Below are 14122 nucleotides of genomic sequence, written 5' to 3' on the forward strand. Positions count from 1 at the left end.
TGTCAAATCCTGAATTTCAGACTAACCATTACCTTTGAGGATTTCTCTGACTTTGTTTTCCGTTTGTTCCTGAACGCGCAACATCTCCCGTTCAATTTCGAGCCTGAGATTTTCATAATCCTCATTTTCGAGACCTGTGGGAACATCAGTAGGCTTTCCGAAAGCAATGACGATAGTGCTGAACGGCAATGGCAAGATCATGGAATCCCAGGACTTGAACCGTATTTGGCGCGTAGCCCAACTCACCATAGGCACCACAGGCTGCCCGGTTTCTTTGGCCACAACCACAATCCCTATCTTCACCTGTCTGGAAGGGCCTCTAGGGGCGTCCACGGCCAATCCGGAGCAATATTGGCGCTCATTTATCATGTCAATCATCTCCCAGAGCGCTTCTTTGCCTCCCCTTGATGAAGAACCTCTCGTAGTGTCATACCCCATCCTGCGTATGGACCTGTCTATGACTTCACCGTCCCAGGACCGGCTAACCATAACCACACCAGGGTATCTACGACAATAATATACGGGAAACAGCATCGTTCCGTGAAAACATGCGCACGCGAAAGGTTTCTTACGGCAGATTTGGTCTTCATACTCGCGATTTAGGAATATCTTCTTGGAAGTCAGGTCCACTAGCCGGAAGTATCCGGTTACCAAACGGGGAACAAGGAATAATACCATTTTGAACCAGAGGCGATTACCTTTTTCGACCTTCCGTTTTTCCGTGGTCATCTAATTTCAGGCCTGCTCTATGTTTTCCAGGGCTTCCAACGCGGCTTCTTTCACGTCGGGATTTTCGTCTTCGGCGGCTTTTCTCAAGGCGGGGACAGCGTCTTTCAATCCAATCCTGCCCAATATGGACGCCGTGTCGCCCCTCAAACCGAAATCGTCTGATTTCAGCATATCGACCAACGTGTCGAGTATCGGATCGAGTATACGTGGATTACGGTCAAGGGCCTCTTCCATAACCAGTAAAGCCCCCATACGCTGCGAAAACTCATTGGAAAGGTAGATAGGAACAATGGCGTCAGCCCTCTGTCTGTCGCAGAGCATTGCAGCGGCGTCTTCCGCTCTGCCCGCCTGAATCATCGATCTGAGCGCCTCCGGCATTGATTCCTCGTCATTGAGGGTGATCAGTTTTTCGGCCAATTGGTTTGTTTTTATACCGCCCACAAATGTGAGTCCATCATTTACTATTATCGTGGGGGTTGACTTGATTTTGTATTTTTCCGAGATTTCCTCGAAATACAAGGAGTCGATGACAGATACCCTGATCAGTGGATTGGCCAGGGCCACAGTTAGAACGGATCTCACTGCGTCAGGGCAATGAGGGCAAGCGCCCGCCACAAATGTCCAGACTTCCACAGGGAAGGCGCAGTCATGTATGGACTGCTTGTACTTAAAATCCGGCGGATCAGAAGCCATGCCCAGCCAGGCTATGGCGTCAAGAAACGGACCGAATTCCTGGCCTTCCGGGAAAACCAGATAGGTGATGTTCGAAAATTCCCCGTTGCTAAGGGTTAGAGATGGTTTACCCGGAAAAGAACTGACGTCACCCTCTTCGATACGGATTTGATCGAGAGAGACCCCCTGAAGTTGTCGCGCAATATTGGCGAGATTGTTTTCAAAAGCGTCTTGATTGCCAGTCAGGTTTACATTCAACGTCACCGGTCGCTTTATGTTCCGGCTGACGTCCTGAACGAGGATCAGTTCATTGTCAGAGAGCACTACTGTCTTACCACCACAAAATTAGTTAGGTTTGCGTCTAGCGCGTGCCTGGGACAAAACTGGTCGTAACCTGTCCCGATCCTGGCGGAACGGCGTATGGCGACTGGACTCCCCTAACAGGAGCAGGCATGTAACTCCATAGATAATCGCCAATTTGATACAGCCCGTTAGCAGCCTCTGGCAATAAACCTTGAGGAGTCGTATTAGCGGGATTTTGCCCCTGCTGGTTTTGGGGAACGATCAATGCGGGCTGACCGTACATGTTCATGGGGCCCTGATAGGACCTGTCATAAATTTCTGACGCCTGAGCGAACATCCCCATGCTCAGCGCAATCGTCAAAGTAACTGCAAATAAAGCTAAAGTTTTCATGAACCGCCTCCGACACAATTTGTCGTATTATAATTATAGCATGCTAATACCTGAAAATAAAGCTTATATCAGTTTTTACAGCTTGTTTCAGTAGAATTCAGAATAGCTTGACATACCAGCGATAGCATGACAGAGAAAATCTAATCAGATGGAGTGATGGAGATTTCTATGATCAGGAATCAGGTTGTTCGAATTCTAAGCATTATCGTGGTCTTCTTTTTGTTTACCGCTTTGGTTGGTGATTCCGCCGCTGTTGCGGGAAGATATGGCGGAGGAGGATCGCGTGGTTCATCCAGCTTTGGTAAAGGTTCTTCCTGGTCATCCTCCACACGTGGAACATGGAATCGAAGTGGAGGAGGAATCTTTGGGGGTGGACAGTCTTCGTCCGGGTACTCCAAGCCTTCCGCAAAGCCATCTACTCCTAGTTCTTCGCCCTACTCCAAGCCATCTTCGGAAACTTCTTCAGGATACTCAAAGCCAGGTTTCAACCGTGAAGCCGCCCCGTCTAGCGGATCGGGCTACTCTAAACCGTCCCTGCCAGGTCAGGGCTCTGCCGAGAGTCGAGGCGCCGGCCCCGGAAACAAGTCCTCTTCAGGATATACAAAACCTTCAGCCGCTACAGCGCCAGGCGCAGGTTTTTCAGGTGGGTCAAAATTTGATAAGACTACCATCCAGGAGCAACGGCGAAAATCTTCACAGGAATCACTGAAGACTTATCAAGCTGAACAGGCAAAATTTAAGGAGCCGGTTTACAAGGGGGACCAGTCCAAATACGAATCCAATCCCCTTTATCAGAAGGGTAAAGTATACTCAGGATTTGATTACAAGAGTCATTACGGCAACAGAGACAACTACTACAAGGCTCAGGGCTATCAGCCGCCGCCTTACGCTTTCAATACCGCTCCCAGTTTTGGGATGTTTGATACAATCTTTTTGTTCTGGATGCTCGATCACTTGAGAGACAAGGGCGTCGCCGCCACAGCGTATAACCACGCGGACGATCCGGGTTACAAAAAATGGCGTCAGGAAGCTGATACCCTGGCCAAAGACAACTCAGACCTGAAAGCGAAACTCAATGATCTCGATACTCAGGTTAAGTCCATGGCCGGAACGCCAAAAGATCCGGGATACCTTCCCAAGGGTGTTCCGCCGGATGTGGCTCTGGCAGCGGCGGCTCTGGCGACAAAAAAGCCGGAAAACCCTCCTCTCAAATTGGCGACCGGTCAGGAGGGAGGCTGGTACTACAAGTTTGGTAAAATCTTTAAAAAGGACGCCGCAGGCATTAATGTTCAGTTAATACCATCATCTGGATCCCTTGAAACTCTCAAGATGCTTACAGGAGGACAGGCGGATCTTGGTATCGTCCAATCCGACGCCCTAGCTCTCCTGGAAAAGAAACTCCCGGGGAAAAAGCTGGTTTCAGAACAGACTTCCCTGTTTCTGGAATACGCTCAACTGATAGCGAACAAGGACAGTGGCGTTAAATCCATCAAGGATCTGGACCCAAAGAAAAACATTATCTACGTTGGCCCTTCAGGTTCAGGAACCGCCATTACCTGGGAAGCCCTTTCTGAACAAAATTCACTTTACCGCGGGATCCCCATTGTAAATTCAGACTACATGACAGCCTTGAAGGAGGTTGAAAAAACACCTAGAGCCTTGATGTTCTTCGTGGGGGGATTGAACAGCGATTTTCTCAAGAGCGCTGAAGAAGCCGCTAAAAAATCTGGACAACTATTGCTGGTAGCGGTCGATGATGACAGCGTCAAGGAGAAGAAGGACCAGAACGGTAACCCTATTTACGCCATGGTCGAGATCCCGGGGAAAATTTATCCATATCTCGAGAAGGGATGGATATTCAGTCATGAAACCAGGACACTCGCTGTCCAGGCTGTCCTGGTTTTACGGACCGAATGGGCTGCGCAATATGGTCCTACGGCCATGGACGCTCTTTCTTTAGCCATTAACCAGTCTCGGCCGGAAATTGAGAAGCTTGTTAACGGCGGCGCAAAGTAGACATGTCATTTCTGATCAGTTGATTTTATAGTTTCTTTATAGGATACGTTTAATCATAGAAGGGAGGAGTGGTCTCCGATGTGAGGGGCCCAAGCAAGATGGCTTCAACATGGAATCTGTTCAGGAAAATAGGCCAAAAGAAAGTTGATGAATACAAAGAGTCATACGGGAAAAGTTTTTCTGATAGAATAGATAGGGATTTACCTCTCGGATTAAGATTTAATTGTCTAGTTGAATTTCCAGAGGTTGACTTTATCCTTGCCGGTTCAGATCTATTAATAAAGTATCCTGGATCGGGTTGTTCCGTAATCTCTTTCGGAAAATTTCCCGTCGGCGATTCTATGGCTTATCGTTTTTATCTGAGTTCATCAGCAGGCCCTTATATGCTTCAACTTGTGGCGGACAGCAACAAGGTTATAGAAGAGAGTAAACTATTCATGCCGTATGATGAAATCTTCCCCGAAGATTGGGGGTTTTGGCTTGCCGATAATGATGGGTACATTGGGCTAAGCGTGTTCGACACCAAGAACTCCACGCGTTTCTACAGGGTATGGGAGAACGCCGAAGCGACTAGAGTCGTTGAGGAAGACGGACAAGGCGGCCAAATAGATAGAATACCACCTGTGAGATTTGTGGAGAAAATTTTCACTGACCCATTCGGGGAAACAACCGAGAATGTTACCCATGACAGCATGCTGTATGGCCGTCACGTCAATGAGAACGTGGACGAGTATCTGCTGATATCAGCGATCGATGAACCTGAAGGCGCCTCAGTTCAAATAATGGTCGGGCTGGAATTGGCGTCAACATCGATAAAGGTCATTTGATCTTAAACAACCAGGAGGAACAAACCACATGGGTGGAGTTTTTGGATTCTTAAGAAGTTTCGGAGTTGAGAAATTGGGAAAAGTGGGAGAGACCATAACCCAAAGAATCGTGGCATGGGACCCGGAAACAGCGTCTCAGGCTGAAATTGAGGAAATGATTCGTGAACTCGACAAGATAACCACTGAGGCTGGTAAGGCCAGGTCTGATTATGATCGGGAACGCGCTGAAGCTGACGCGGCCCAAAAAAACTACGACAAGTTTATGGCGGCAGCCGAACTCTTAAACAAGAGGCTCGACGAATCTCAGGCTCTTGGGGATCAGGCTAAGGCTTCAGAAATCTCCAACAGCCTCAATAAACTGGTCGATGAGCTGGAAAAACTCAAACCTGACCTGGAACGCGAGACTCAAGAGGCCAATGAGGCCAACGCCTACTTCGAGGAGTTAAAGGAACTCGCGGGCGTGACAGCGGATAAAGTCAAGAAGGCCAAAGAAATGTTGGATAAAGGCCGTAGGGATATGCAACGGGCCGAGCTTGAACGCCAAAGGGCCGGCGCAAGAGCTGAAAAAGCCCAGAAAATGGCGGGGCTCAAGAATGAAACGTCAAACCTTGGTGTGGCTCTTGCGGCGATGAATCGGCAGGCTGATCAAGCCAGGGCTATGGCCGCCGGCGCAGACATGAAAGCCAAGCTCTTGAGCACGGAGCGTGAAGGCCAGGATGACAATATTAAGGCCGCTTTAGCAGAGGTTTCCGGAGAGCCGGAGGTCAAGAATCTGCCATTGGCGGATCGTCTCGCGGCGCTCAAGAAAAAATAGCTGTGTTACAACCCTAATAATTAGTTACCACTATAACGGGCGACGAGAAATCTTCCTGGTTCTGAGGCGCAAAATGTTGGAGTTGATTTCCTCAATCATAGTAGATTTCTCGTTTCGCTGGAGATAACCCCCTTCATAGGCAAAACGACTAATCCTTTATGGAAACGGTCAACCCTGAAACGCCTTCTTTTGCCTTGAATTGTTTGGCAAATTCGTCCGCCTTCTTTTCCGAGTTAAATTCTCCCAGAAATAGTCGATACTGTACCCCGGAGTTAGGCCTCGCCATCGGTCGAAGCGCCACTGGATATCCACGTGAGCGCCATTTATTAGCCCACTCCTGGGCAACCCTCGGGTAACTGAATACTCCAACCTGGACCGCGTAAATTTTGCCCGTTGAAGAAATTCCGGACACTTTTTCTTCTGTCTCCTTTGCTGGGGGGCACGCGCCTGAAAGCGCAGGAGCAGCGAAACCGGCTTCCTCTCGTGCAGTCTTTACGTCCGATTGACCTGAATCAGACGTTATTCCGTTTCCTGCCTCTGAGGTCTTGGCTTTTTGTGTTGCTCTAGGGACCAGTTTACCGTCATCTTCTGATTTTAGTTGCTTGTAAAAAGTAACTTCCGGAGTCGGGTGGCAGGGTTTTTCCTCAGCTTTAGGCTCCTCTTTCAACCTCTCATGAACAACAGTGACGAAATTACTGGAAGGCGTTTCCTGAACAACCGGTTGACTGTTAGTGGTTGTTTGCTGGCGAATCAAACGGAGGTTGAGAAAAGTTAGGCCTGCCATTACGGCTACAGTGAGCGCGACTCCCAGAATCAGGCGTCCATTTTTCGGCTTTCCGCATGCAGGCGCGGCATTCCTCTGAACGCGCGTCGGGCGGCGTTTATTAAAAATGCCCTTGCTAAAATCTCCAAGCGTTCGCATGGAAAGCTTCACATTCGCTCCGGAGCCGTTACCCCTAGAATTGTCAGTCCGTTCTCAATAACCTGCCTCACCGCTTCCACCAAAAACAGCCTGGATTTCCTGATCCGATCATCCTCTGTCAACACTTTATTGTCGTGGTAATACGAGTGAAACAAATCCGAAAGCTCCAGCAGATAAAACGTTACGCGATGTGGCTCCATAGCCTCGGCCGCATCTGCAAGCATGTCCGGAAAATCTGCAAGACGTTTCATGAGTTCTTCCTCTTCCGGAAGATTCAGAGCGGATAAATCCGGAGAAGTCATGTCCGAGTCAATGTTTCGCTCCTCAGCTATCCTGAAAATGCTTGCTATCCTGGCGTGAACATACTGGACGTAATAAACCGGGTTGTCCCGGGATTGCCGTTTGGCGAGGTCCAGATCAAAATCAAGGTGACTATCACTTCTCTTGGTCAGAAAGAAAAATCTTGCGGCGTCTGTCCCTACCTCGTCCAAAACTTCCCGCAACGTAATAAACTCCCCTGACCTGGTTGACATGGATATTTTTTCTCCGTCCCGAATAAGATTGACGAACTGCACGAGCATGACTCGAAGCGTTTCGGGAGCATAGCCAAGGGCCTCAATGCCAGCCTTTACACGAGGGACATAACCATGATGGTCAGACCCCCAGATATCCACAAGTCTGTCATAACCACGATCCAGCTTGTCCTTGTGATAGGCAAGATCTGCAGCAAAATAGGTTGGCTCTCCGGACGCGCGGACAAGAACCCTATCCTTTTCATCCTCTTCTCCGGACATCTTAAACCAAATTGCGCCTTCCCTGTCTTCGATCTTATCGTTATTTCTTAACTCATCCAGAGCCTTTTTTACGGCATCCGCCGCATACAGGCTTTTCTCACTAAAGTATCGATCAAATTTGACACCAAATATCTCCAGATCTTCCTGTATTCCCTTAAGGATTCGGCGACAGGCGTAGTCAGAGGCAAGCGGCAGGGCGTCTTCTTCCGGCAAATTTTTTAGCTTCTCGCCCAGGGGTGTTCCTTTAATTTGCTGAGCCAGTTCCTTAATGTAATCACCCTGGTAATGGTCAGTAGGAAACTCAACTTCTCTTCCCGTCATTTCGAGATATCTCAACAGTAAAGACCGACCCAGGATCTTCATCTGGTTACCCGCGTCGTTTACGTAATATTCAGTCTCAACCTTGTGTCCGCGAGTCCTCAGAAGTCTGGCGAGAGTATCGCCAACAGCCGCTCCTCGACCATGGCCGACATGCAACGGACCGGTAGGGTTTGCGCTTACGAATTCAATAAGCGCAACGGGCTTATTCAATGTCTCTTCATGACCAAACAGTTTCCGTCTTTCGTGCACCTCGATGAGTACGCTTCTCCAAAATTCTGGAGACATCCTGAAGTTTATGAATCCTGGGCCCGCTATCTCAACACCACAAACAAAAGCGGCGTCATAATTCATGTTATCTGCGATGGTCCTGGCCAAGTCCCGAGGTTTCAAGCCATGAACTTTTGAGAGAATAAGCGCCACGTTGGTGGCGTAGTCGCCGAAGCGCGCGTCTTTTGATCTTGAGACTTCTATTTCCTTCTGAAAAGATTTGTCATTCAAGTCATAGTTTGAAGGAAACGTCTTGGTCAAAGATTCATATATGATTTCCCGGATGGAGTCTTTTACAAGGTTAGTCATTTTTGCGGTCTTCCGTAATATTTTTCTTGTCATCTGTAGCGCATTCAGGGACTCCTAACATGATATCTCTCGTGTAATCCATGCATCGTGTCGTTGTAGCGCCATCCATGAGAAATTTTTTGTTGCACGTCGCGCGCCATGCGCATGTTACGCAGGTGGTTTTTTGATCGTCCATTTCTGCTCCATTTTACATAATTTTCTTTTATCATTTTATATAATTAGAATCAATATATTTGATATTAGTTTAAATTATGCTTTATTGACAATCCTCCAATTAGATGATCATTTATTGTTTATATGTTCTAGACGAGGATGACCCTATGGAAATTTTTGATTCAGACGACATACGTCTTTTCCCTGGTCAGGGAGTTAAGGCCCTCTGTCGATCTTTAAACGGGAATTCTCAAGAGGTCGGTTTCTTCCTTCGTCCCATTGAAGATAGCACGGGTAAACCGGATCCGGTAGGTGTGCAACAAAGAGCGGGCCTGGTTAAATTCAACGATGTGCTCCTGGTGCTGACTATCTTGAAAATAAATAACGATGATGATGACATATTCGATGTCTGGTGGAACTTCCATGCGCCAAACGGCCCTTCCTGGTTCAGCAGAATGTCCAAACAGGAAGACATTGTGGTTCACATCTGTGATGAACGTGGAGCGCGTTCTACTGTTAAGATTACAAATGAATTCAAGAAATTTTTCGGTTATCTCTTGAGGGTTCTAGACCATGCCACGCCGTGGACTGAGATAGAGTTTGACCGCGCGGTAACAGGATTTTGCGCCGAAAACTATCCGAAATCGTCATTATGGGACATGGTGCAGTCTGATTCTTCCCGGACCGAAAGTGATAAAAATCAGAGCCATTCAGTCAATGACTACCCGGGATTCATTCCTCTGGATCTAAGAGATTTTTACAGGTATGAGCCGGAAATGGGGCACTGTGTAACAATTATTCCTTCTAACCTGGAATGTGAAGCGGCGTCTTTTAATCTTGAAGATTTTCTGGAGCTTGCGCCGGTGAAAACAGTCCTCAGATGCGGTGTCAGGTGGCTCAAGGGGTATCCTGTCGCGCCTATACCGTATATACCGGGCCATGGATTGGCGATACCGCCGGAAGATGTCGAATTCTAAGAATAATGAAACGACATGAAATCATGATATTGTGTACTTGACACTTTTTTGTCTCGTTGTTATCTGTTGTTGCGGTTTCAACCTAGGCCCAGTACAAGCATGAAAGGCCGGTTTGAGGACCAGTTATCAATTTTGAAAGCAGGCGCCTGATCAATTGGACGAGTCACAAGCCCAATCATCTGTTTTGTTTCGCTGGATAAAAAACAAGGTGGGACTGGACCGAGTACCCAAGGAGATCCAGCAGGTAATAGATGAAAGTGAAGAACGTGGCATTATAGACGAAGAACAGGGGGAGATGATCGAAGGAATCTTTGATCTCAAGCAAACGGTGGCGAGAGAAATTATGATTCCCCGAACCTATGTCGTAGCTGTCCCCCTGGACTCCAGCATCGAATCCATCCTCTCGACGGTCATAGATTCCGGTCATTCGCGAATCCCCGTATTTAAAGAAAATGTTGATCAAATAGTGGGGATATTGAACGCCAAGGACCTTCTGCCTTTCTGGCTTGATCAGACGCAGGAATTCGACCTGTCAAAGATTATTCGTGAACCATTTTTTGTGCCTGAGACTAAGCAAATAAAAGATCTGTTAAATGAACTGAGAAGTAAAAATTCACATCTTGCCGTAATTGTGGATGAATATGGTGGCACATCGGGGTTGGTCACCATTGAAGACATCGTCGAAGAGATCATCGGTGAAATAAGAGATGAACATGACGCAGAGGAAGATGATTTCGCAGTGCAGCCCGATGGGTCATTTCTTGTGAACGCGTGGGCAAACCTGGACGATTTCGAGGAGTTATTCTCCGTAAAAGTCCCGCGTGAGGGCTATGACACAGTAGGAGGATTCATAATTCATCTTCTTGGAAAAGTCCCGCAAAAGGGTGAGGAAATCAATTTTGAGGGGCTTCAATTCAAGATACAACGTAGTGATCCCAAGAAAATCACTCGCGTTCTGGTTACCTCCCAGATGTCCACTCAATCGCCTGATGGTTCAGGATCGGTTCAATCTTCGGAATGATATTTTCATCGATCTTATCGGTCGCTGGAGGACTGATTCTTTCGGCGGCCTTTCCCACTCTAAACCTTGATCTCCTGGCGTGGCTTGCGTTTATCCCTTTGCTGGTAGCTTTGGAGCGGGAGAAGTTTTTGCCACGGGCCGCTATTTGCGGCTTTTTTTTTGGTTTGGCTTTCTTTGCTGTGGACTTGCGATGGATAATCCAGACCATGGTAACATACGGAAAATTCCATCCGTTTACGGCCACGTTGATTTTCGTTTCGATGGTAAGCGCCCTTGCTCTTTTGCCGGCTTTGTTTTCAGTTGCATGTGTTTTCCTGAACAACCGTGGTTTTGATCTTCTTTTGATCGCTCCGGCGGCATGGGCTTCGCTCGAATATATCAGGACCTATATTTTCACAGGATTTCCGTGGGATCTGGCTGCTTACTCCCAGGCCCACAGGCTTGCGCTCGCTCAGATTTGTGACCTGACAGGGGTTTATGGGCTCTCTTTCCTCATTGTCATGGTTAATGTTGGGCTGTTGTCTTTCATGAAATTTTTTGTCGATAAAGACTGGAATCATCTTTTTAGATTGTTGATAACGTTCGCGTGCTTGGGCATAGTCCTGATTTACGGGACAGTAAGGCTGAGAGACTTTCCCGAAAACAAAGTGGTCGCGGATACCGTTTCCGCAGGCATACTCCAGGGCGACATCTCACAAGACATCAAATGGGACCCTTTATCCAGGTCCCAGACATTTGTCAGGTATGAGAGTCTTGCGCAGGACGCTGTCAAGCATGGAGCAAACCTGCTGATCTGGCCCGAAACCAGCGTTCCGGTCGTCATAGGAGGATCGGACCCTTCCTGGAAGTACGCTACCTACATTTCCAGGAAGCTCCAGGTCCCAATGCTTATTGGCGCTCCTTATGAAATGCGCTCTCATGACAATATTAATTTCTTCAATAGCGCCTTTCTGGTAGAAAATGGCGAATTAACGGAGCGTTATGACAAGATTCACCTCGTTCCATTCGGGGAGTACATGCCGTTGTCCTGGATGTTGCCCCTGGGACCGGGACTGGCGGCCCGCGAAGCGGATTATTCCGCGGGATCCAGGGTAACAATTATGAAGCCTGGAGGGTTTCCCCCTTTTGGTGTGCTGATATGCTATGAAGCCATCTTTCCGGACATTGCCCGTTTTGCGGTACTCTCGGGGGCCGAAGCGCTGATTAATATAACAAACGACGGGTGGTTCGGAAACAGCGCCGCCCCGTACCAGCACCTCGGGATGGCCGGATTTCGGGCAATTGAAAATAGGGTCTGGCTATTCAGAGCCGCCAATACGGGAGTAAGCGCTGTTTATGATCGAGCCGGCAGACTGGTCGCGTCGCTGCCGCTAATGGAACAGGGAGCGCTGGTCCAAAGGATCCCGGCCAGACCTCAAGCGGGGTCGTTCTATACACGCCATGGCGATATTTTTGCCTGGACTGTGACAGGGTTGCTCGCCATAATGTTTTTCTTCGGGTTTTCAATTTCCAGGCCTTTGGCTAAGGGGTTCAAATGACTCCCGCAACGACCAAAACACTCGTGAGATTTGGGGCAGGCTTTCTTTTCATAGCTTTCACAATATGGATGATGTGGGCTCTTGAATCGGTCACCACGATACTGCTGGTCGCCCTTTTTATGGCCTACATCTTGAATCCTCTCGTCGGTATTCTAGAAAATAAAGGAGTTGGCAGATCTACAGCTTCTTTTCTTGCCCTGCTGCTGGTTTTAGCCGTATGCGTCGGACTTGTGCTGCTGGTCTTTCCCGCCATTTTTTCGGAACTGACGGAATTCTCCAGGCGAGCGCCACGATATTTTGCCAAGCTCCAGGAATTCGGGCTCAACCTGGTTCAGTCGTTACAACTGGATCTGCCGCAGGATTGGAATGAATTTCTTGGGTTGTTACTGGACAGGGTCAAGCAGTCGTTACCAAAAATAACCTATGCCACGGGGGCGATTGTATCCTCAATTTTCAGTTCAACTTTGAGCTTCATTTCAGGGTTCCTGAAGTTAATTCTAATTCCTATCATTGCCTTTTACCTGCTTGTTTCCTTTAACGACATGATAAATGGAGCCGTGGATCTCATTCCGGCTTACACCAAGGAGCCGATCCTCCAGAAGTTCCGGGAAATAGACGCTGTAGTGGCCGCGTTTGTAAGGGGGCAACTGACCATCGCCGCTATAATGGCCGTGCTTTATAGTTTGGGGTTCCTGATCATCGGGATAGATCTGTCCGTTGTCTTGGGTATCGTGTCTGGAGTGCTGTTTGTTGTGCCATATCTTGGAACACTTATAGGCATCGTAGGTGGATCGATCATGGCGTTTTTCAAATACGGCGACGTATTGCATGTGATCTATGTGCTCTTGTGGATCGGGATTGTCCAAGCATTTGAATCGTATTTTCTTACACCAAAGATCGTGGGAAAGGCGATTGGCCTGAATCCGGTCGTATATATCCTTGTGTTGATTGTTGGAGCCAACCTTTTCGGGTTTGTGGGGATGCTGGTCGCCATTCCTGTCGCGGCTGTGGTCAGGGTACTTTTGATATCAGCGCTTGACGCCTATCGTAAATCATATCTTTACGCGGATCAGGACAGGAAATTGTAAACGTCTCCTTATCGTGGCGCTCCGCTTGAGGTTCCTTGTGGCCTCGATTGGTGAGCCCATGCTGTCTCGAAACATAATTTGAAATGCCGGATCAATCTTGAAAACAATTAATAACGGGTTTGTTTCTGAAAAAACCATGCCGACTCACGGCGTTCTTTACGTAGTGGCCACCCCCATCGGGAATCTGGATGATATTACGTTTAGAGCTATCGAAACACTAAAGGCCGTGGATCTTATCGCATGCGAAGACACAAGGGTCAGTCGCGTGCTTTTGGACACGTGGAATGTTTCTACCTCTATGCTAAGTCTCCATCGCTTCAATGAAACCAGGAAGACCTCGGTCATTCTAGACCATCTACGTAAAGGGAGCAATGTCGCCCTGATTTCCGACGCAGGAACCCCCAACATATCCGATCCGGGCTATCGATTGGTCAGATCGGCCATGGACGAGGGGTTCCGGGTCGTCCCTATACCGGGGCCTTCATCGGTTGTTGCGGCGCTTTCGGTTTCGGGGATCGATGGCTCATCATTTGTCTTCATGGGTTTCAGCCCAAAAAAGAAGTCAGCTTTGGAACAATTCTTCCAGACTGTCAGTCATGAAGGAAGGACGGCAATATTCCTGGACACAGCCCGGCGAATCATGAAAACCCTGGAGATCGCTGTTCGGATCATTCCGTCACGAAGGATGACGCTGGCCAGAGAGTTGACCAAGAAGTTTGAGGAGATAATATCGGGAGAGCCTGCGTCTATTTTCGAACGTTTCAATCAGCGTCAAAATATCAAGGGAGAGTTTGTCGTCATAGTTGAACCGGCCAAAGTTCAGTTGGATTTGGACGTCGACTCGATCGTGAGAGGCTTGATCCGTGAAGGTTATTCAGGAAAGGCGCTGGCGGACGAGGCGCGAACCAGATTTGGAGTTTCCAAGTCAGTGGCGTACTCGAGGTTTCTCTCTTTAAAAGAATCCAGCTCGAGTCTTTGAA

General features: G+C 48.2%; 14 protein-coding genes. 8 read left to right on the forward strand and 6 right to left on the reverse strand.

The features are described 5' to 3' along the window. Nucleotides 1–21: 21 nt before the first annotated feature. Genes WC647_02435 through WC647_02445 form a run of 3 tightly spaced genes read right to left on the reverse strand, consistent with a single transcriptional unit; the run spans nucleotide 22 to nucleotide 2095 of the window. The gene (locus tag WC647_02435) at nucleotides 22–729 is read right to left on the reverse strand and encodes a lysophospholipid acyltransferase family protein (GenBank protein ID MFA6221152.1); all 708 of its coding nucleotides are present in this window, start codon (nucleotides 727–729) and stop codon (nucleotides 22–24) included. 6 nt (nucleotides 730–735) lie between these two features. Next, complete coding sequence (locus WC647_02440) at nucleotides 736–1725, reverse strand: thioredoxin family protein (protein ID MFA6221153.1); 990 nt, start codon at nucleotides 1723–1725, stop codon at nucleotides 736–738. 37 nt (nucleotides 1726–1762) lie between these two features. Next, nucleotides 1763–2095 (reverse strand): hypothetical protein, encoded by a 333-nt coding sequence (locus WC647_02445; protein MFA6221154.1) that lies wholly within the window; start codon nucleotides 2093–2095, stop codon nucleotides 1763–1765. A gap of 168 nt (nucleotides 2096–2263) precedes the next feature. On the opposite strand from WC647_02445, the gene WC647_02450 reads away from it, so the two are divergent. From WC647_02450 to WC647_02460, 3 genes are all read left to right on the forward strand, one after another. Further along, nucleotides 2264–4111, forward strand: coding sequence for a TAXI family TRAP transporter solute-binding subunit (locus WC647_02450; GenBank protein ID MFA6221155.1), 1848 nt, complete (start codon nucleotides 2264–2266; stop codon nucleotides 4109–4111). A gap of 98 nt (nucleotides 4112–4209) precedes the next feature. Then, entirely contained in the window at nucleotides 4210–4938 is a 729-nt protein-coding gene (locus WC647_02455; protein MFA6221156.1) for a DUF2491 family protein, read from the forward strand. 28 nt (nucleotides 4939–4966) lie between these two features. After that, complete coding sequence (locus WC647_02460; GenBank protein ID MFA6221157.1) at nucleotides 4967–5752, forward strand: hypothetical protein; 786 nt, start codon at nucleotides 4967–4969, stop codon at nucleotides 5750–5752. 148 nt (nucleotides 5753–5900) lie between these two features. On the opposite strand, the gene WC647_02465 is transcribed toward WC647_02460, so the two are convergent. The 3 genes from WC647_02465 to WC647_02475 are packed head-to-tail and all read right to left on the reverse strand — an operon-like array spanning nucleotide 5901 to nucleotide 8540. Beyond that, on the reverse strand, nucleotides 5901–6686 hold the full coding sequence (locus tag WC647_02465; GenBank protein MFA6221158.1) for an SPOR domain-containing protein: 786 nt from the start codon (nucleotides 6684–6686) through the stop codon (nucleotides 5901–5903). Continuing rightward, nucleotides 6683–8365, reverse strand: a complete 1683-nt coding sequence (gene argS / locus WC647_02470) for an arginine--tRNA ligase (protein ID MFA6221159.1) — start codon at nucleotides 8363–8365, stop codon at nucleotides 6683–6685. The genes WC647_02465 and argS overlap by 4 nt, the downstream gene beginning before the upstream one ends. Continuing rightward, on the reverse strand, nucleotides 8358–8540 hold the full coding sequence (locus WC647_02475) for a hypothetical protein (GenBank protein MFA6221160.1): 183 nt from the start codon (nucleotides 8538–8540) through the stop codon (nucleotides 8358–8360). Before WC647_02475 ends, argS begins: the two co-directional genes overlap by 8 nt. Nucleotides 8541–8685: 145 nt before the next feature. Here WC647_02475 and WC647_02480 point away from each other — a divergent pair, with 145 nt between their 5' ends. The 5 genes from WC647_02480 (at nucleotide 8686) to rsmI (ending at nucleotide 14121) form a co-directional block, all read left to right on the forward strand. Further along, the gene (locus tag WC647_02480) at nucleotides 8686–9495 is read left to right on the forward strand and encodes a hypothetical protein (protein ID MFA6221161.1); all 810 of its coding nucleotides are present in this window, start codon (nucleotides 8686–8688) and stop codon (nucleotides 9493–9495) included. Between the two features lie 154 nt (nucleotides 9496–9649). Then, a complete protein-coding gene (locus tag WC647_02485; protein MFA6221162.1) occupies nucleotides 9650–10516 on the forward strand; it encodes a hemolysin family protein in 867 nt (288 codons plus the stop codon). Beyond that, nucleotides 10513–12054, forward strand: a complete 1542-nt coding sequence (gene lnt, locus WC647_02490) for an apolipoprotein N-acyltransferase (protein MFA6221163.1) — start codon at nucleotides 10513–10515, stop codon at nucleotides 12052–12054. Before WC647_02485 ends, lnt begins: the two co-directional genes overlap by 4 nt. Further along, on the forward strand, nucleotides 12051–13142 hold the full coding sequence (locus tag WC647_02495; GenBank protein MFA6221164.1) for an AI-2E family transporter: 1092 nt from the start codon (nucleotides 12051–12053) through the stop codon (nucleotides 13140–13142). Before lnt ends, WC647_02495 begins: the two co-directional genes overlap by 4 nt. 97 nt (nucleotides 13143–13239) lie before the next feature. Beyond that, nucleotides 13240–14121: a 16S rRNA (cytidine(1402)-2'-O)-methyltransferase gene (rsmI, locus tag WC647_02500; protein MFA6221165.1), complete on the forward strand. Its 882-nt coding sequence runs from the start codon at nucleotides 13240–13242 to the stop codon at nucleotides 14119–14121. Nucleotide 14122: the final 1 nt, after the last annotated feature.

The organism is Desulfomonilaceae bacterium (assembly GCA_041662605.1).
Classification (GTDB): Bacteria; Desulfobacterota; Desulfomonilia; order Desulfomonilales; family Desulfomonilaceae; genus CAJBEZ01.

Bases quoted from the DNA above. Each gene is read 5' to 3' on its own strand.
- WC647_02435 (MFA6221152.1), bottom strand. From the start codon at position 729: ATGACCACGGAAAAACGGAAGGTCGAAAAAGGTAATCGCCTCTGGTTC.
- WC647_02445 (MFA6221154.1), bottom strand. From the start codon at position 2,095: ATGAAAACTTTAGCTTTATTTGCAGTTACTTTGACGATTGCGCTGAGC.
- WC647_02450 (MFA6221155.1), top strand. From the start codon at position 2,264: ATGATCAGGAATCAGGTTGTTCGAATTCTAAGCATTATCGTGGTCTTC.
- WC647_02455 (MFA6221156.1), top strand. From the start codon at position 4,210: ATGGCTTCAACATGGAATCTGTTCAGGAAAATAGGCCAAAAGAAAGTT.
- WC647_02460 (MFA6221157.1), top strand. From the start codon at position 4,967: ATGGGTGGAGTTTTTGGATTCTTAAGAAGTTTCGGAGTTGAGAAATTG.
- argS (MFA6221159.1), bottom strand. From the start codon at position 8,365: ATGACTAACCTTGTAAAAGACTCCATCCGGGAAATCATATATGAATCT.
- WC647_02475 (MFA6221160.1), bottom strand. From the start codon at position 8,540: ATGGACGATCAAAAAACCACCTGCGTAACATGCGCATGGCGCGCGACG.
- WC647_02480 (MFA6221161.1), top strand. From the start codon at position 8,686: ATGGAAATTTTTGATTCAGACGACATACGTCTTTTCCCTGGTCAGGGA.
- lnt (MFA6221163.1), top strand. From the start codon at position 10,513: ATGATATTTTCATCGATCTTATCGGTCGCTGGAGGACTGATTCTTTCG.
- WC647_02495 (MFA6221164.1), top strand. From the start codon at position 12,051: ATGACTCCCGCAACGACCAAAACACTCGTGAGATTTGGGGCAGGCTTT.